General features: G+C 59.8%; 15 protein-coding genes. 14 read left to right on the plus strand and 1 reads right to left on the minus strand.

Annotated features, from left to right (window positions below; genetic code table 11):
• The first annotated feature begins 2 nt into the window (after positions 1–2).
• Positions 3–1,403: a UDP-N-acetylmuramoyl-L-alanine--D-glutamate ligase gene (gene murD, locus KIN_RS03070; protein ID WP_159804477.1), complete on the plus strand. Its 1,401-nt coding sequence runs from the start codon at positions 3–5 to the stop codon at positions 1,401–1,403.
• On the opposite strand, the gene KIN_RS03075 is transcribed toward murD, so the two are convergent.
• Positions 1,400–3,112 carry a tetratricopeptide repeat protein gene (locus KIN_RS03075; RefSeq protein ID WP_159804478.1) on the minus strand — a complete coding sequence of 571 codons (1,713 nt, stop codon included), beginning with the start codon at positions 3,110–3,112 and terminating at the stop codon, positions 1,400–1,402. The two genes, murD and KIN_RS03075, sit on opposite strands and share 4 nt — an antisense overlap.
• Before the next feature lie 222 nt (positions 3,113–3,334).
• Here KIN_RS03075 and KIN_RS03080 point away from each other — a divergent pair, with 222 nt between their 5' ends.
• From KIN_RS03080 to lpxC, 13 genes are all read left to right on the plus strand, one after another.
• Positions 3,335–3,628 carry a response regulator transcription factor gene (locus tag KIN_RS03080; protein WP_159804479.1) on the plus strand — a complete coding sequence of 98 codons (294 nt, stop codon included), beginning with the start codon at positions 3,335–3,337 and terminating at the stop codon, positions 3,626–3,628.
• A 127-nt stretch (positions 3,629–3,755) separates the two neighbouring features.
• On the plus strand, positions 3,756–4,922 hold the full coding sequence (locus KIN_RS03085; RefSeq protein WP_159804480.1) for an FtsW/RodA/SpoVE family cell cycle protein: 1,167 nt from the start codon (positions 3,756–3,758) through the stop codon (positions 4,920–4,922).
• Between the two features lie 2 nt (positions 4,923–4,924).
• A complete protein-coding gene (murG, locus tag KIN_RS03090) occupies positions 4,925–6,019 on the plus strand; it encodes an undecaprenyldiphospho-muramoylpentapeptide beta-N-acetylglucosaminyltransferase (RefSeq protein WP_159804481.1) in 1,095 nt (364 codons plus the stop codon).
• On the plus strand, positions 6,016–7,428 hold the full coding sequence (gene murC / locus KIN_RS03095; protein ID WP_159804482.1) for a UDP-N-acetylmuramate--L-alanine ligase: 1,413 nt from the start codon (positions 6,016–6,018) through the stop codon (positions 7,426–7,428). The genes murG and murC overlap by 4 nt, the downstream gene beginning before the upstream one ends.
• 64 nt (positions 7,429–7,492) lie before the next feature.
• A complete protein-coding gene (locus KIN_RS03100) occupies positions 7,493–7,747 on the plus strand; it encodes a DUF2484 family protein (RefSeq protein ID WP_159804483.1) in 255 nt (84 codons plus the stop codon).
• A complete protein-coding gene (locus KIN_RS03105; RefSeq protein WP_159804484.1) occupies positions 7,744–8,016 on the plus strand; it encodes a DUF2484 family protein in 273 nt (90 codons plus the stop codon). The genes KIN_RS03100 and KIN_RS03105 overlap by 4 nt, the downstream gene beginning before the upstream one ends.
• Before the next feature lie 40 nt (positions 8,017–8,056).
• Positions 8,057–9,241: a hypothetical protein gene (locus KIN_RS03110; protein WP_159804485.1), complete on the plus strand. Its 1,185-nt coding sequence runs from the start codon at positions 8,057–8,059 to the stop codon at positions 9,239–9,241.
• Positions 9,242–9,373: 132 nt separating this feature from the next.
• Positions 9,374–10,297, plus strand: a complete 924-nt coding sequence (gene murB / locus KIN_RS03115; protein ID WP_159804486.1) for a UDP-N-acetylmuramate dehydrogenase — start codon at positions 9,374–9,376, stop codon at positions 10,295–10,297.
• Positions 10,298–10,384: 87 nt separating this feature from the next.
• Entirely contained in the window at positions 10,385–11,299 is a 915-nt protein-coding gene (locus tag KIN_RS03120) for a D-alanine--D-alanine ligase (protein WP_159804487.1), read from the plus strand.
• Complete coding sequence (locus KIN_RS03125; RefSeq protein WP_159804488.1) at positions 11,287–12,195, plus strand: cell division protein FtsQ/DivIB; 909 nt, start codon at positions 11,287–11,289, stop codon at positions 12,193–12,195. Before KIN_RS03120 ends, KIN_RS03125 begins: the two co-directional genes overlap by 13 nt.
• A gap of 3 nt (positions 12,196–12,198) precedes the next feature.
• Positions 12,199–13,533 (plus strand): cell division protein FtsA, encoded by a 1,335-nt coding sequence (gene ftsA / locus KIN_RS03130; protein WP_159804489.1) that lies wholly within the window; start codon positions 12,199–12,201, stop codon positions 13,531–13,533.
• Between the two features lie 190 nt (positions 13,534–13,723).
• Positions 13,724–15,289, plus strand: coding sequence for a cell division protein FtsZ (gene ftsZ, locus KIN_RS03135; RefSeq protein WP_159804490.1), 1,566 nt, complete (start codon positions 13,724–13,726; stop codon positions 15,287–15,289).
• 228 nt (positions 15,290–15,517) lie between these two features.
• Positions 15,518–16,438, plus strand: a complete 921-nt coding sequence (lpxC, locus tag KIN_RS03140) for a UDP-3-O-acyl-N-acetylglucosamine deacetylase (RefSeq protein ID WP_159805323.1) — start codon at positions 15,518–15,520, stop codon at positions 16,436–16,438.
• Positions 16,439–16,500 lie beyond the last annotated feature (62 nt).

Below are 16,500 nucleotides of genomic sequence, written 5' to 3' on the forward strand. Positions count from 1 at the left end.
GGATGATCCCGGCTCAGGGATATGTCGACCAGAAGGTCGGAGTTCTGGGCCTTGGTCGGTCCGGTCTCGCCACGGCGCGCGCACTCAACGCGGGCGGCGCACGCCCTTTAGTCTGGGACGACGGCGCAGATGCCCGCGACGCGGCAGAGGCGGATGGATTCGAGGTCTTGGATCTGAGCAAGACCGTGAACCTTGAGGATATGGTCTCCCTGATCGTTTCACCGGGCATTCCCCACCTCTACCCCAAACCACATCCGGCGGTTGCGGCTGCGTGGGCTGCGGGCGTGCCTGTGGACAATGACATCGGGCTCTTTTTCCGGTCCTTTGCGACGCAGGACTGGGAAAGCTTCGACCAGATGCCCAAGGTCATCGCGGTGACCGGCTCCAACGGCAAATCCACCACATCCGCCTTGATCCATCACATTCTGACCGAGGTGAAGAAGCCCACCCAACTGGCCGGAAACATCGGACGCGGCGTTCTGGACATCGAGCCTGCGATCGAGGGCGAGGTTGTCGTGCTCGAGCTCAGTTCCTACCAGATCGATCTGGCCCGCGCCCTGACCCCTGATGTTGCGGTCTTCACAAATCTGACCCCGGATCATCTGGACCGGCACGCGGGCCTCGGCGGGTATTTCGCGGCCAAGCGCAGGCTGTTCGCCGAAGGCGGGCCGGACCGCGCCATCATCGGTGTGGATGAACCCGAGGGCGCGTATCTGGCCAATCAAACCAACGGCGGAAACGGTGACGACCGGGTGATCCGGATCTCCAGCGGCCAAAAGCTGAGCGGACCGGGCTGGTCTGTGTTTGCGCGCAAGGGGTATCTCAGCGAATGGCGCAAGGGCCGTCAGGTGGCCTCTATTGACCTGCGTGCCATCGCCGGGTTGCCGGGGGCGCACAACCATCAAAACGCCTGTGCCGCTTACGCCGCTTGTCGGACCGTCGGGTTGGCCCCGCGCGTTATTGAACAGGCGTTTCACAGCTTCGCCGGATTGCCCCATCGCAGCCAATTGGTGGCCGAACGGGGTGGCGTCCGGTTCGTCAATGACAGCAAGGCCACCAATGTGGACAGCGCGGCCAAGGCTCTGCAGGCCTTCAAGCGCATCCGTTGGATCTGCGGCGGGCTTGAGAAAGAGGGCGGGTTGGATGCGCTTCTGCCCCACACGGACGATGTTCTCAAAGCCTATGTCATTGGGCGGGAGGCGCGGAATTTCGCGCTGAAACTGGGCGGTGTGGCCCATCAAGTTTGCGACACGATGGAGGCCGCTGTGACCGCCGCCGCCCAAGACGCCAAGGCGGGTGACACGGTGCTGCTGGCACCGGCTGCGGCCAGCTTCGATCAATACGACAGCTTCGAGCGGCGCGGCGACGATTTCATGCGCTGCGTCAAAGCGCTGGACGACTAACCCTCGGGGATCTGAACCTCCACGCCTGCGTCTGCAAGGACCTCCAGAACGGCCGAGGTCGTCTCAGGCTCTGCCAGCAAAGCGCGCAGCCCGCCCAGCGGATCGCCCCCATTGGCGACGGCATAGGCCTGAACGTCGGCGCGAAACTTTTCGACACGGCCCGCGTCGCCCTGCAATTGAGCTGCGAGCAGTTCAAGCACGGGCCGGTAAGGGGCTTTGGTGCGTGTTGCTGTGATCGCCGCGCGGGCCACTTTCAGGGGATCCCGCGTCAGCACACCATCGAAAAACGCCGGGAAATGATAAAGCGGCAGCCGCGTCTTGCTGTGCAGTTGCGCCAGCCGCGCACTTTCCACAGCGCGGGTCCAATCGCCCTGCTTCATATAGGCCAGCCCCAACGACCCCAGGGCTTGCGCGTTCGATGGGTTCAGCGCGATGGCCTGACGCAAGGATCGGATCGCGGCGCCGATCTCACCCCGAAAGAACTCCGCCCCGCCGATCACCACATGGGCCATGTCATAGCCCGGATCCATTGCGACGGCATTGCTGGCCAGCGCGTGCGCCTCGTCAAGCGAATAGGTCTCCACCAGCCGGTCCGTGTCGATCAGGCGCAGCTGCGGGATGGATTGAAGCGCCAGAAACGCCCGCGCCGTGGCCAGTGCCGCATCGTTTGGGTTCGCGCGAAGCCGTGCATCGATGCAATCATGGGCGACGTTGAACAGATCGGGCGTGCGTTTCTCGTAAAATTCCTCGTAGAGCACGATGCACCGGTACGACGGCAAATGCTGCGCCTCGGGCAACCCAACAGCAAGATTGACGTCCGTCATCTCGGCGAACTCATGCTTTTCGATGGCGCCTGACGGCCCACCCACACGTCCACTGATCTCGGCGGAGATCCCCGCCATCAGATCGTAGTAATCCAAGGCCCCGGCCAGCCGCCGAAACCGTTGCCGCAGCACAGTGCGGTAGGTCTTCAGATCGACAAGGGACAGCAGAATATCGACCTCGTTGCTGAGCGACATGATCTTGCCTGTCAGCGCGAACTCCGCGTCGCCGAAATAATGCGCGGTCTCGGGGGAGACGACCTGCTCGTTGGACAATGACACCCGCATCGTTCGGAACCGCTGCAGATCGGCTGCCACCTGACGCTGAAAGCCGCGCTCGAAAACATCGTTTCCCGGATCGTCTGTCGTGTTTTCGAAAGGTAGGACCGTCACCAGCGGATAGTTCTGAACACTGGTATTCCTGACGGACTGGTCCGTGCGCAGAAAGAAAAACGCGGCCACACCGATGCCGACGAGAACGACAAGCGATAGCGCGATCAGCCGGGTCGGAAATGCGCGCGGCTCTGGCTCGAGCGCTGTCACCTCGGCCTCACCGAAAAGCGCGGGCCGGTAACCGCCTTGGGGCAGGGCAAGACGCTCCGTCGCGTCGGGCGCTTCAGCATCGTAGTACTTCGCAAGCAGATCCCGCAATCTGCGCATCTGTACCCGAACCACGGGGTCTTTTGAGGGATCAAACCCCGCATCCCGGGACAGCACATCCTGTGCAATGACAGTTTCGTTCAATCCGTCCCGGCGCCCGGCCAGCGTTTCGTCGATCAGATATTGCAAAAGGTCCCGGCTGCGCGCGGATCTTTTGAAGGTGGAACTGCTCAGAACGCGCTCCGCCTCCGACGCAAGACGCGTATACTCGTTTTCAACACCACCCATGCAGCAACCGCCCCCGCGTTGCGCAGATAAAACGCATGTAACATGTTACACGCGTTCAACGCCCTAAAATCTAAGGAATAATTGCTGCTTCCGCGGCGTAAATCAACCGTTCATCCTGCCGCATCCGCCCCGCATGTAACGGGCTGAGGATCGATTCAAAGCGCTTTGTATGACATTAAAACGGCACAACACGGAGTTTTGTAAGATAGGTGAAGCGTCATCATGGAAACGATTTCTTTAAATACATTTACGCCATCGCATTCTAACTTTGTCCCGGTCATGGCCCCCGGCATTACGCCGCCCGATGATCTCAAGCCAAGCCTGACCCGGCGCGAGACCGAGGTGCTGACATGGGTCGCTTGCGGCAAAAGCAACGGCTGCATCGCCGACATTTTGGGTATTTCCTACCACACCGTCGACACCCATATCAGACGTATCATGCTGAAGTTTGACGTGGTCAGTCGCACCACTGCCGCCGTCAAGGCTGCACAACTCGGGATGCTGCCCGCCGTCTGATCCCTGCAAACCCCCGCAAATTTGGGGGTTCGCCGCAACTAGTCCTAGATCGTCGCGCTGTTTCGGGATAGCATTCGCCCACAGACCCGAAAAATCGGGCAGATGAGGCAGTATTGGCGGTATTCTCATGACTGAGATGGTGTATGGCAGCGTGGCTGCGCGCCCCGGGGAACCTATTCTTCCCAAATGGTGGCGCACGGTGGATCGCTGGTCTTTGACGTGTGTGTTTGCGCTCTTCGGAATCGGGCTGTTGCTAGGGCTGGCCGCGTCGCCACCTTTGGCGGCCAAAAACGGGTTGGAGCCTTTCCACTACGTCTCCAAACAGGCGTTTTTTGGATGCGTCTCGCTCAGCATCATGGTCATCGTCTCCATGCTGTCCGTGGATCTGGTGCGCAGGCTCGCCGTGATGTTCTTTGCGGTCACCTTCGTGGCCTTAGTGCTGCTTCCGGTCTTTGGGACGGATTTCGGCAAAGGGGCCACGCGCTGGTACTCCCTTGGCTTTGCCTCTCTGCAACCCTCCGAATTCCTCAAGCCGGTTTTCATCGTGCTGTCGGCGTGGCTGATCTCAGCCAGCCAGGAAATCAACGGTCCACGCGGACGGTCGATGTCCTTTGTCCTGACCTGCATCGTCGTGGCGTTTTTGGCGCTGCAACCGGATTTTGGGCAGGCCTGTTTGGTGCTGTTCGGCTGGGTCGTCGTCTATTTTGTGGCAGGCGCGCCGATCATCGTCTTGCTTGTCGTCGCCGCCATCGTCGTTTTTGCGGGCATGACCGCCTATGGCATGTCCGATCACTTCGCCCGCCGCATTGACGGGTTTCTGTCCGCAGAGGTAGACCCAACCACGCAGCTTGGCTACGCGACGAACGCCATTCGCGAAGGCGGATTTTTCGGTGTCGGCGTGGGCGAGGGGTCGGTCAAATGGTCCCTGCCGGACGCACATACGGATTTTATCATCGCTGTCGCGGCCGAAGAATACGGACTGGTCATGGTGATGACGATCATTGCGCTCTATGCGATTTTCACCGTGCGCGCCCTGCATCGCCTGACCAAGGAACGGGACCCGTTTACCCGCCTTGCAGGTACCGGGCTGGCCGCAATGTTTGCCATGCAGGCCACGATCAACATGGGCGTCGCCGTCCGATTGCTGCCCGCCAAGGGTATGACGCTGCCGTTCGTCTCCAACGGCGGGTCCTCCCTGATCGCAGGCGGCATAGCTTTGGGCATGCTGCTGGCGTTCACCCGCCGCAGACCGCAGGGCGAGATCAGTGACATCCTCATCAATCGGAGGGCGTGAGCATGACCAAGCCGCTTCTCGTTATCGCCGCCGGGGGAACCGGGGGCCATATGTTCCCGGCGCAGGCCCTTGCGGAAGCGATGCTCGCCATGGGGTGGCGGGTTACCCTGACAACTGATGCGCGCGGTGCCCGCTATGTGGGCAACTTCCCGGACGCGGTGAAGATCGAAGAGGTGAACGCCGCCACCTTCGCGCGCGGCGGTATCGCTCAGAAAATCACAGCACCGTTCAAGCTGCTGGGCGGCGTGGCCTCTGCGCTGATGGCCTTCCAGAAAGACAAGCCCGCCGTTGTTGTTGGTTTCGGCGGGTATCCGTCCTTCCCGGCAATCGCTGCGGCAAGACTTCTCAACCTGCCGCGCATGATCCACGAACAAAACGGCGTTCTGGGTCGCGTGAACCAACTGTTCGCCAAACGGGTCAACGCCGTCGCATGCGGGACGTGGCCCACCGAACTGCCAGACGGCGTGGAGGGTGTCTTCACCGGAAACCCTGTCCGCAACGCCGTTCTGGAACGCGAAGCCGCGCCGTATATACCGCCCGGCGACTACCCGATGAGCCTTGTGGTGATCGGCGGTTCCCAAGGCGCACGGATCTTGTCGCAAGTGGTGCCGGAGGCGATCACCAAGCTGCCCGAGGATCTGAAATCCAGATTGCGCGTCGCCCATCAGGCCCGCGATGAAGACGCCGAAATGGCCGAGAGCGTTTATGCCGAGGGCGGCATTCAGGCCGAGGTCGCACCGTTCTTCGATGACATCCCCAACCGCTTCAGTGAGGCGCAACTGGTCATTTCGCGTTCCGGTGCTTCGACCGTGGCGGATCTGTCGGTGATCGGCCGCCCGTCCATTCTGGTACCCTTCGCCGCCGCCGTCCGGGACGAGCAGACCGCCAATGCGCGCGGTCTGGTCGACGCAGGCGCGGCCATCTTGATCCCCGAAAGCCGCTTCACGCCCGAGGCGGTCGCCGAGCAGATCTCCACGATTCTGTCGGCCCCCGACGGCGCGATGAAGATGGCCCACGCGGCCATTTCCGCCGGCAAGCCAGACGCCACGGAAAATCTGGTGAACCTTGTTGAAACCCTAGCAAAGACCCGGTCATGAACGCAGCAGCCACAAAACTCCCCCTCGAGCTTGGCGCCATCCACTTCGTCGGAATCGGCGGCATCGGCATGTCCGGCATCGCCGAGGTGCTGCTCAATCACGGCTACACCGTTCAAGGCTCGGACCTGAAAACAACCAAGATCACCGACCGCCTGAAAGACCTTGGCGCCACGATCTACGAAGGCCAGACAGCCGACAATCTGGAAAATGCCGAGGTCGTCGTGATCTCCAGCGCCATCAAACCGGGCAATCCCGAACTTGACGCCGCCCGCCAGATGGGCCTGCCGGTCGTGCGCCGGGCTGAGATGCTGGCCGAGCTCATGCGCCTGAAATCCAACATCGCCGTGGCAGGCACCCACGGGAAAACCACCACCACCACCATGGTCGCGGCCCTTCTGGACGCGGGCGGCATCGACCCCACCGTGATCAACGGCGGCATCATCCACGCCTACGGCTCGAACGCGCGGGTGGGACAGGGCGAATGGATGGTGGTCGAGGCGGACGAGAGCGACGGCACCTTCAATCGGCTGCCCGCCACCATCGGCATCGTCACCAACATTGACCCCGAACATATGGAGCACTGGGGCGATTTCGACACGCTCCGCAAAGGCTTCCTCGATTTCGTCTCCAACATTCCGTTCTACGGCCTGGCCGTCTGTTGCACCGACCACCCCGAGGTTCAGGCGCTGGTGGGCAAGATCACCGACCGCCGCGTTGTGACTTTCGGCTTCAATGCCCAGGCCGACGTGCGCGCCGTCAATCTGCGTTATTCCGGCGGCACCGCGTTTTTCGACATCGCGCTGCAACATGACGAGATGGTCATCGAGAATTGCAGCCTGCCCATGCCCGGCGATCACAACGTCTCCAACGCGCTCAGTGCCGTCGCCGTGGCCCGCCATCTGGGCATGAAGGCCGAGGAGATCCGCTCTGCGCTGGCATCTTTCGGGGGCGTCAACCGCCGCTTCACGAAGGTGGCAGAGGTGGACGGCATCACCATCATCGACGATTACGGCCACCACCCGGTCGAGATCGCCGCCGTCCTCAAGGCCGCGCGCCAAGCCACGAACGGGCGGGTCATCGCGGTCCACCAGCCTCACCGCTACACACGGCTCCACAGCCTGTTCGAGGATTTCTGCACCTGTTTCAACGACGCCGACGTTGTGGGCATCTCCGAGGTTTTTGCCGCAGGCGAAACCCCGATCGAAGGCGCGTCGCGCGATGATCTGGTCGAAGGCCTCTCGCGCCATGGCCACAGAAACGCCTACGCCGTGACAGATGAAGACCACCTGACGCGCCTCATAAAAGAGCACGCACAGCCCGGCGATATGGTCGTGATGCTGGGCGCGGGAACGATCAGCGCATGGGCCAACGGGTTGCCAGCAAAATTAGGGGCCAAAGGTGAGAAATGACTGACTTTTCCACAGCCCCGATCCGGTGCAAACTGTAGCCACATTTCATGTGTATGATAGCCGCATGAGTATATCCCTCGCCCTTGCTGCCGTTTGGGTGCTGGCCGCGACGATAACAGCAATGCTGCCGATGCGTCTCCAGTATCCGCCGGGCCTCACGCTTTTGGTGATGGCTCCGGGGCTCATCTGTTTTATGGGCTATCAGCATGGGGTGTGGGTGGCGTTGATCGGGCTGTTGGCCTTTGTCTCGATGTTTCGCAACCCGTTGATGTATTTTTACCGCCGCGCCCGGGGGGAGCGGCCAGAGGTTCCGAAATGACCACATCCCTGATCTTCGCGCTGATCTGGCTTGTTATGGCCAACGTGCTTGCCATGTTGCCCAGCCGGGACAACCACTGGCAACGCGCCTATGTTCTGATCGCCCTTGGCGTGCCACTTCTGGGCTGGGTGACGTTACAGAACGGCCCATGGGTTGGGCTGTTGTGCATGGCCGCAGGCATCTCCGTCCTGCGCTGGCCCGTCCGTTACTTCGGCCGCTGGATCGGCCGCAAACTGAGCAAACCCACCTCCACCAACCCCGCCGAATAGCCTGCCTTGCCAGATGCCCGCCAAAAGATAAGGTGCGGGGATGGTAGAGATTTCAGACATTGTTGACAGCGACAGTCTGGAGACGTGGCTCAAATCGCAGAATGACAGGAAAACGAGCCTGACGACTGCGTACCGCTGTGCAATGCGTGTCGCACCACTGACTTTGGAAAATCTGCTGGCCGACCCGAAGAAAGCCGACTTCGTAGTCGCAATCTATCTGCGGCAACTTCTCATTTCTGGTGTCGGCACAAAATACACAGACGCAGAATTGTGGGAGGCGGCTGCAACTGCGGCAACGGTGGATGCTTCATGGGTTGCGGCGGATTTATTTTCATCACGGACTTTTATCATGACAGCGGCGTCTGCAGCAGTCTCCACGGTCGCAAGAACTGATAGAGCAGGGGCTGCAAGTAAGGCTGCCGAGGCAGCTGAAAATGCGACATGGGTAGCGGCGGAATCTGAGGCTTTGCCTGATTTGTTCCCGCCGCTCAGGCAGGACTGCTCGGCTTTATCGGCCGGCGGTGACCTTGAGCACGCGGCGCTTTGGCCAGGAACCGGTAATCCTCTTGCCAATTCTTGGCGAACCCTCAAATCGGATCTTGCGACATGGAGCGTTAAAGCTGGAACTTCTGATAGCGAAGTTGGGCATATTGACTGGTCCTTTTGGATCGACTGGTACGAGCGGGCTCTGAACGGCGCCGAAGACCGCTGGGAGATGCTGCGGGAGGTTGCGCTTCTGGACCGGGAAATTTGGGAAGGCGATCCTGTAACCCTAATGGCCCGGATATATGCAACCGAGGAGAAACACCGACTTCTAGAACTGACCAAACAACTAAAGTCGGAGTTGGAAGATACGCGACAGCAAGCTGCCTCAATAGTCCAGAGATCCCACAACCGACCGCCGGGATTGGTAGAGTCTGAGCGCCGAACAGCTCCACAAATCCTTGTAATTTGGAACAGGTTGGAGGAGGCAGAACAGGAACTCGAAAGGGCAGCGCCCGATCCGCGTATTCTAGGAAGAATTGGCGAAGCAATTCTTAAGGCGGTGGCAACGTGCGCGAGCTACAGCGCTCAAAAACTTGATGTGGTCGCCACAAACGCCGCGAAGGCAATCGGTGCCGCAGGCGGTGGTGCGATTGTAACAGTTCTGGCTGCGAAGCAACCCGCGATCCAAAATCTTGCCAAGGCGCTTATGGATTATGCGGCGAAGCTCCCGCTTCCCTGACCGTACTCTTCAAAAGAGACAAAGAGCCCGAAAAAAGTGCGATAGAAGTCCGACGGTAGTCCGATGGGTTTCCGATGCCCTAATGGAACATTCTCCCTTGCCCCTTTCCGGGTGGGAACGTAGCACGATGCCATGACTGATTTCCCCGAAACCCGTGGCGCGCTGACCCCGGACCGATCGCTGGCCGATCTCACATGGCTGCGGGTGGGCGGCACGGCCAAGGCGCTGTTTCAGCCCGCAGATCGTGATGATCTGGCCGCCTTCCTGAAGGCCTTGCCGCGGGATATTGCGGTCTTTCCCATGGGCGTAGGCTCTAATCTCATCGTCCGTGACAGGGGTCTTGACGCTGTGGTGATCCGCCTGGGACGCGGGTTCAACAGCATCGAGATCGACGGCAGTCGGGTCACGTGCGGTGCCGCCGCGCTCGATGCTCACGTTGCCCGAAAGGCTGCTGACGCTGGCGTCGATCTGACATTCCTGCGCACCATTCCCGGCGCAATCGGCGGCGCGGTTCGCATGAACGCTGGCTGCTATGGTGCTTATATTGCTGATGTCTTTATCGAAGCGACGGCGATTTCCCGTGGTGGTGATCTGGTCCGCTTCACCGCCGCAGATCTGAACTTTCGCTATCGTCAGACCGACCTGCCCGAAGGGATGGTGCTGGTCGAGGCGGTATTCGAAGGGCCTTCCGGTGACCCCGCCGACCTGCACGCCCGCATGGACGCGCAACTGGCCAAGCGCGATGCGACCCAACCCACCAAAGACCGCACCGCTGGCAGCACGTTTCGAAATCCCGTTGGCCACAGTTCGACCGGCGCCGAGGGCGAGAGCCACGACCTCAAGGCGTGGAAGGTCATCGAGGACGCAGGCCTGCGCGGGGCAAGGCTGGGTGGGGCGCAGATGTCCGAGAAACATCCCAACTTCCTGATCAATACCGGAGGTGCCACAGCCGCCGATCTGGAAAATCTCGGAGAGCTCGTGCGGAAAAAGGTTTTCGAAACCAGTGGAATACAGTTAGAGTGGGAAGTGCTTCGCGTCGGAACTCCGGCGGACTGAGGCACACACAAAGATGTAGCTGCCAAAAGGCGGCACACCTCAAGAATTGGGTCTGAAAACGGACCCGGCACAGGCACAGGATCGGGTATGTCGAGCAGGGCACCCCGTAAAGTTGCAGTATTGATGGGCGGACCTTCGGCCGAGCGCGAGGTGTCCTTGTCCTCTGGGCGTGATTGCGCCGCTGCGCTGCGGGACACAGGATACGAAGTGACAGAGCTGGACGCAGGTCCGGACCTTGTGGCACGTCTGCGCGAAATCGCTCCGGATGTTGTTTTCAACGCGCTCCATGGACGTTGGGGCGAGGACGGATGCGTGCAGGGCATGCTGGAATGGCTTAGGCTGTCGTACACCCATTCGGGCGTTCTGGCCTCCGCCTTGGCTATGGACAAGCAGAAATCGAAAGACACGTTTCGTAACGCGGGCCTGCCCGTGGTCGAGAGCATTCTTGCTGACAAGGATGACGTTCAGGCCAGCCATGTCATGACCGGTGCCTACGTGGTGAAACCCAACAATGAAGGCTCTTCGGTCGGTGTCTATCTCGTACAGGACGGGGCCAATCGTCCCCCGGCTCTGGGAGATGAAATGCCACAAATTGTGATGGTGGAGGCGTTTGCGCCCGGCCGCGAGTTGACCACAACGGTAATGGGTGACCGCCCGCTGGAGGTCACCGATATTCTGACGGACGGCTGGTACGATTATGAGGCGAAGTACGCTGAGGGCGGATCACGCCACGTCGTTCCCGCAGAGATACCTGCCGACATTCGCACGCTTTGCCTCGAGTATGCCGTCCGGGCGCATGAGGCGTTGGGCTGCCGGGGGCTCAGTCGGACAGATTTTCGATGGGACGAAACCAAGGGCGCGGACGGTCTTATCCTTTTGGAAACCAACACGCAGCCGGGCATGACGCCAACCTCACTAACGCCGGAACAGGCGCAGGTGTGCGGTATCAGCATGGCGGAGCTGTGCCACTGGATGGTTGAGGACGCATCATGCGACAGATGAAGGAAAACCGACCGGATCCGGCGCCATCTCGGGTGTCCTACAGATTAAACCGGCTATGGCTCACACCGATGTTTAGGACGTTCATTCGCGTCGTGATGCCCATCTGCCTCATTTTGGCGCTCGTTGTCGTATGGGCGTCCGATATAGAGCGTGTTCGCCGGGTAGGTGACAAGCTGGCCGAGGTGCGCGCCTCGATCGAAGCGCGTCCCGAATTCATGGTGAAGCTCATGGCGATTGATGGGGCAACGCCTGATCTTGCAACCTCTATCCGCGACGTCACGCCCTTGAACTTCCCGATCTCCAGTTTTGATCTGGATCTGGAATACCTGAAGTCTCAGGTTGAACTGCTGGACGCGGTAAAGCGGGCCGATGTGCGGATCAAATCCGGCGGCGTGCTTCAGATTGATGTGGTGGAACGGGTGCCTGCCGTGGTTTGGCGCAGCCCGGACGGACTGGTTCTGTTGGATGCGCAAGGCCATCTTGTGTCATCTCTGGAGGCTCGGATCGCACGTGCTGATCTTCCGCTGATTGTCGGGGCCGGGGCTGGTGACCATGTACCCGAAGCTTTGGCCTTGCTGTCTAGGGCGACACCTATTCGGGAGCGCATTCAGGGCATTATTCGCCTGTCGGAAACCCGCTGGGACATCGTGCTGGACGACAATCAACGCCTCATGTTGCCGGAGGTGAACCCCCTCGATGCGTTGGACCGCGTTCTTGCCCTTGATGAGGCGCAGGATCTTTTCGGTCGCGACATCACCCACATCGACATGCGCAACGGCGCGCGTCCAACCCTTCGGATGAGCGAAATTGCCTCCGACGAACTCAAAGCCATGCAGGCCATTCAAAGAAACGCGGCACTGGCAGCCCAGAAAGCCGCGTCGAGACAAGGGAACTAGACCATGAGCGATTTTTACCAATCTCAAAGGGCCATGCGGAACAAGCGTCAGACCGCTATGCAGCGGGGCGTTGTGGCAGTGTTGGATGTGGGGTCCTCGAAAATTGCGTGTCTGGTTTTGCGATTCGATGGACCGGAAGCGTTTCGCGACAGCGACGGGATAAGCTCGCTTGCGGGACAGTCGTCTTTCAGAGTTATTGGTGCTGCGACAACGAGGTCTCGGGGTGTGCGGTTTGGCGAAATCGATGCCATCCATGAGACCGAGCGCGCGATCAGGACGGCGGTTCAGGCGGCCCAGAAAATGGCGAACGTCCGTGTTGATCATGTGATCGCCTGTTTCTCCGGAGCGCGTCCGCGCAGCTACGGTTTGGCAGGACAGGTGGAGCTTGATGACGGCACGGTCAGCGACAACTGTGTGGCGCGGGTTCTGGCCTCGTGCGATGTGCCCGATTATGGGTCTGATCGAGAGATATTGCATGCTCAACCTGTGAATTTCGCGGTCGATTATCGCAGCGGTTTGGGTGATCCGCGGGGGCAGGCGGGCAATGCGTTGTCCGTCGACATGCACATGCTGACAGTCGACCGCTCACCCATTGAAAACCTGCTTTATTGTATCAAACGGTGTGATCTGGATCTCGCCGGGATCGCCTCTTCGTCCTACGCGGCGGGTATCTCGTCACTGGTTGAGGATGAGCAGGAGTTGGGCGCCGCGTGCATTGATCTGGGCGGCGGTTCTACCGGGCTGTCGATCTTCATGAAGAAGCACATGATCTACGCCGATACGGTTCGGATCGGCGGTGAGCACGTGACCTCTGACATAAGTCAGGGTCTGCAAGTTCCGTTGAATACCGCCGAGCGGATAAAGACGTTTTACGGTGGCGTGGTTGCCACCGGTATGGATGACCGGGATGTGATCGACCTAAGCAGTGATACCGGTGATTGGGAGCATGACCGTCGGTCCGTCAGCCGCGCCGAATTGATCGGAGTGATGCGCCCCCGGATGGAAGAAATTCTGGAAGAAGTGCGTGCGCGGTTGGACGCGGCTGGATTTGAACATCTTCCATCTCAGCGCATCGTTTTGACGGGTGGCGGCAGCCAGATTCCGGGGCTGGACGGCTTGGCAACGCGTATCTTGGGGCAGCAGGTGCGGTTGGGTCGCCCGCTTCGGGTTCAGGGTCTTCCACAATCTGTTACGGGCGCTTCGTTTGCGTCCGCGGTGGGCACATGCCTTTTTGCCGCACACCCTCAAGACGAGTGGTGGGACTTCGATATCCCGGTTGAAGGCTATCCCGCACGATCTTTGAAGCGCGCCGTGAAATGGTTCAAAGACAACTGGTGACCGCTACATTTCCGCAACGTGGCAACATCCCGCCGAATAGTAAGCTAATTCTTCCACATTTTGTGGCATATTTGTCATTTTTCACGTGACGGGTCGCCTGACCTTCGATACTGTGTCTGTCAAAGAGGCAGAAAAATAAGGGCCAAAAATCGGCCCAGCAGTGAACAGTAGTCAAGCAGGCGGACCAATTATGACCCTTAATCTTCGGATGGCAGAGCAAGTGGATTTGAAACCCCGGATCACCGTTTTTGGTGTCGGCGGGGCTGGCGGAAATGCCGTCAACAACATGATCGAGAAAGAACTCGACGGGGTTGAGTTCGTTGTCGCGAACACCGACGCACAAGCCCTTCAACAAGCACAGGCGCCTGCGAAGATTCAGATGGGTGTTAAAGTAACCGAAGGCCTTGGCGCTGGTGCGCGCCCTTCGGTTGGGGCGGCTGCCGCTGAAGAGACGATCGAAGAGATTGTTGACCATCTGGCGGGCGCACACATGTGTTTTATTACAGCAGGTATGGGCGGCGGTACGGGCACGGGCGCCGCACCGATTATCGCGCAGGCCGCGCGCGAATTGGGCGTGCTGACCGTCGGTGTTGTGACCAAGCCGTTTCAGTTTGAAGGCGGCAAGCGGATGCGTCAGGCCGAAGACGGCGTTGACTCCCTGCAAAAGGTTGTCGACACGCTGATTATCATTCCCAACCAGAACCTCTTCCGCCTGGCCAACGAGAAGACGACCTTCACCGAAGCATTCTCCATGGCGGACGATGTTCTCTATCAAGGTGTTAAGGGCGTAACCGATCTCATGGTTCGTCCGGGCCTGATCAACCTCGACTTTGCCGATGTGCGCGCTGTCATGGACGAGATGGGCAAGGCGATGATGGGCACCGGCGAAGCCGAAGGTGAAGATCGCGCCGTTCAGGCCGCGGAGAAAGCCATCGCCAACCCGCTTCTGGATGAGATCTCGTTGCGGGGCGCCAAGGGTGTTCTGATCAACATCACAGGCAGCCACGATTTGACATTGTTCGAACTGGATGAGGCCGCGAACCGCATTCGGGAAGAAGTCGATCCGGAGGCCAACATTATCGTCGGGTCAACGCTCGACACAGGAATGGAAGGCCGCATGCGCGTCAGCGTCGTAGCGACGGGGATCGACGCCAGCGAAGAGCTGCTGGAAACTCCGGTAACGCGTCGCAGCTTGGCTCGACCACTGGAAACAGCCACGACGGCAGAACCTGAAGCAGAAGAAATCGTAGAAGTCCCGCAGGTCGCAGCAGCAGCCTATGGTGAGCCTGCCCCGGAGGCTCAGGAACCGTCCCTTTTTGAGCGGATGCCGGACGCTGCAGGTGCAGAAGACACAGTGCCTGAACCGGTATACCAACCGGTGCCGCAGCAAGAGTATCTGGAAGCGGCAGAACCGGCTGAGGCGATCTACGAAGCTGCACCGCAGCAAGTTCGTGCAGCGGGCGAGCCATCCCCTGAAGCACTCGCGCGCCTTCGCGCTGCTGTGGGGCACGCAGCACCCTCTCAAGCACAACCGCAACAGCGTCCGACAGCAGTCCATCCTACGGCGGCAGAACGTCCTCGATTTGGGGGGATCAATTCATTGATCGGTCGGATGACAGGCGCGGGTGAGGGTGGCGAAGAGCAGGCACACGCGCGCAGACAGCCCCCCGTCAGCGGTCAGGAACAGGCGCCCGACGTCGATCCAGAGCGGGAAAAGATCGAAATTCCCGCCTTCTTGCGGCGTCAGGCTAACTGACAGAACGCCACGTAGTTTTCAGAGAATGGCCGGGGAGACCCGGCCTTTTTCGTTTAAGATCATATGGTTATAATCCCAAGATCGAAGTGTGACAGTTCTGTTGCAATCAGACATAAAGAGTGAATTGTCGCTCACACCCCGGGCGTCTATCTAATGTCTAACGAAACAACAGCGCAATTTGCGTGTTGGTCATTAGAATTTGAGGCAATGACCTCAGGGGTACTTACGGTGCAGGCAACGCTTAAATCAAAAGTCACCTTCAAAGGTGTCGGACTCCACTCCGGAGAGCAGGTGACGATGACGGTGAACCCGGCATCTGCGCGCTATGGCATCTGGTTTCGCCGGACGGATGTATTGGACCGCGACGGTTTGATCCCTGCGATCTACACGGCCGTTCAGGAAAAACCTCTCTGCACCCGCATCATGAATGAAGACGGCGTCGAGGTATCGACCATCGAACATGTCATGGCTGCGTTGGCTGGCTGCGGGATCCACAATGCGCTGATCGAGATTGATGGCCCTGAAGTTCCGATCCTTGACGGATGTGCGGCATCGTTCGTCCGTGCCTTCGTTGCACGCGGTTTGCGCCATCAGGACGTCCCGCAATACGCTCTGGAAATTCTGAAGCCGGTCTCGGTTGAAGAGGGCGGCGCAACGGCAACCTTGAGCCCTGCGGATACGTTGGAAATCGACTTCCGCATCTCCTTCGAAGATCGGGCGATCGGCACCCAGTCCAAAGCACTTGTCATGGAAAACGGCACCTTCGTACGTGAACTGAGCGACAGCCGGACATTCTGCCGTAAGGCTGATATCGATATGATGCACGCGCAAGGTCTGGCCTTGGGCGGCACCTACGAAAACGCTGTAGTCATTGATGGCGACGCTGTGGTCAGCCCGGGCGGTCTACGTCATCGGGATGAAGCCGTGCGTCACAAGATGCTGGACGCGTTGGGTGATCTTGCCTTGGCAGGCGCACCGATCCTTGGACGTTACACAGGCGTCCGGGCAGGCCATGCGATGACCAATCGGTTGTTGCACAAGCTCTTTGCAACGCCTGATGCCTACCGGGTCGTCACATGCAGCCCGGAGCAGCTGAGCCGCTTGCCCGGTGTCGGCGTGCGTCGTGCTGATCTGGCATTGGTTGCGTAACACGCAGGTGATGCGCGAAACGGCGTCAAAGACGTTTTGCACCGCAATTCTATGTGCTAGAC

Origin of the sequence: Litoreibacter roseus (assembly GCF_009811795.1) — a bacterium.
Lineage (GTDB): Bacteria > Pseudomonadota > Alphaproteobacteria > Rhodobacterales > Rhodobacteraceae > Litoreibacter > Litoreibacter roseus.

What these genes read in the sequence shown, in the direction of transcription:
- KIN_RS03100 (WP_159804483.1), top strand. Translation starts at nt 7,493, where the DNA reads ATGAGTATATCCCTCGCCCTTGCTGCCGTTTGGGTGCTGGCCGCGACG.
- murC (WP_159804482.1), top strand. Translation starts at nt 6,016, where the DNA reads ATGAACGCAGCAGCCACAAAACTCCCCCTCGAGCTTGGCGCCATCCAC.
- murG (WP_159804481.1), top strand. Translation starts at nt 4,925, where the DNA reads ATGACCAAGCCGCTTCTCGTTATCGCCGCCGGGGGAACCGGGGGCCAT.
- KIN_RS03125 (WP_159804488.1), top strand. Translation starts at nt 11,287, where the DNA reads ATGCGACAGATGAAGGAAAACCGACCGGATCCGGCGCCATCTCGGGTG.
- KIN_RS03080 (WP_159804479.1), top strand. Translation starts at nt 3,335, where the DNA reads ATGGAAACGATTTCTTTAAATACATTTACGCCATCGCATTCTAACTTT.
- murD (WP_159804477.1), top strand. Translation starts at nt 3, where the DNA reads ATGATCCCGGCTCAGGGATATGTCGACCAGAAGGTCGGAGTTCTGGGC.
- KIN_RS03105 (WP_159804484.1), top strand. Translation starts at nt 7,744, where the DNA reads ATGACCACATCCCTGATCTTCGCGCTGATCTGGCTTGTTATGGCCAAC.
- ftsA (WP_159804489.1), top strand. Translation starts at nt 12,199, where the DNA reads ATGAGCGATTTTTACCAATCTCAAAGGGCCATGCGGAACAAGCGTCAG.
- ftsZ (WP_159804490.1), top strand. Translation starts at nt 13,724, where the DNA reads ATGACCCTTAATCTTCGGATGGCAGAGCAAGTGGATTTGAAACCCCGG.
- KIN_RS03120 (WP_159804487.1), top strand. Translation starts at nt 10,385, where the DNA reads ATGTCGAGCAGGGCACCCCGTAAAGTTGCAGTATTGATGGGCGGACCT.
- KIN_RS03085 (WP_159804480.1), top strand. Translation starts at nt 3,756, where the DNA reads ATGACTGAGATGGTGTATGGCAGCGTGGCTGCGCGCCCCGGGGAACCT.
- KIN_RS03075 (WP_159804478.1), bottom strand. Translation starts at nt 3,112, where the DNA reads ATGGGTGGTGTTGAAAACGAGTATACGCGTCTTGCGTCGGAGGCGGAG.
- murB (WP_159804486.1), top strand. Translation starts at nt 9,374, where the DNA reads ATGACTGATTTCCCCGAAACCCGTGGCGCGCTGACCCCGGACCGATCG.
- KIN_RS03110 (WP_159804485.1), top strand. Translation starts at nt 8,057, where the DNA reads ATGGTAGAGATTTCAGACATTGTTGACAGCGACAGTCTGGAGACGTGG.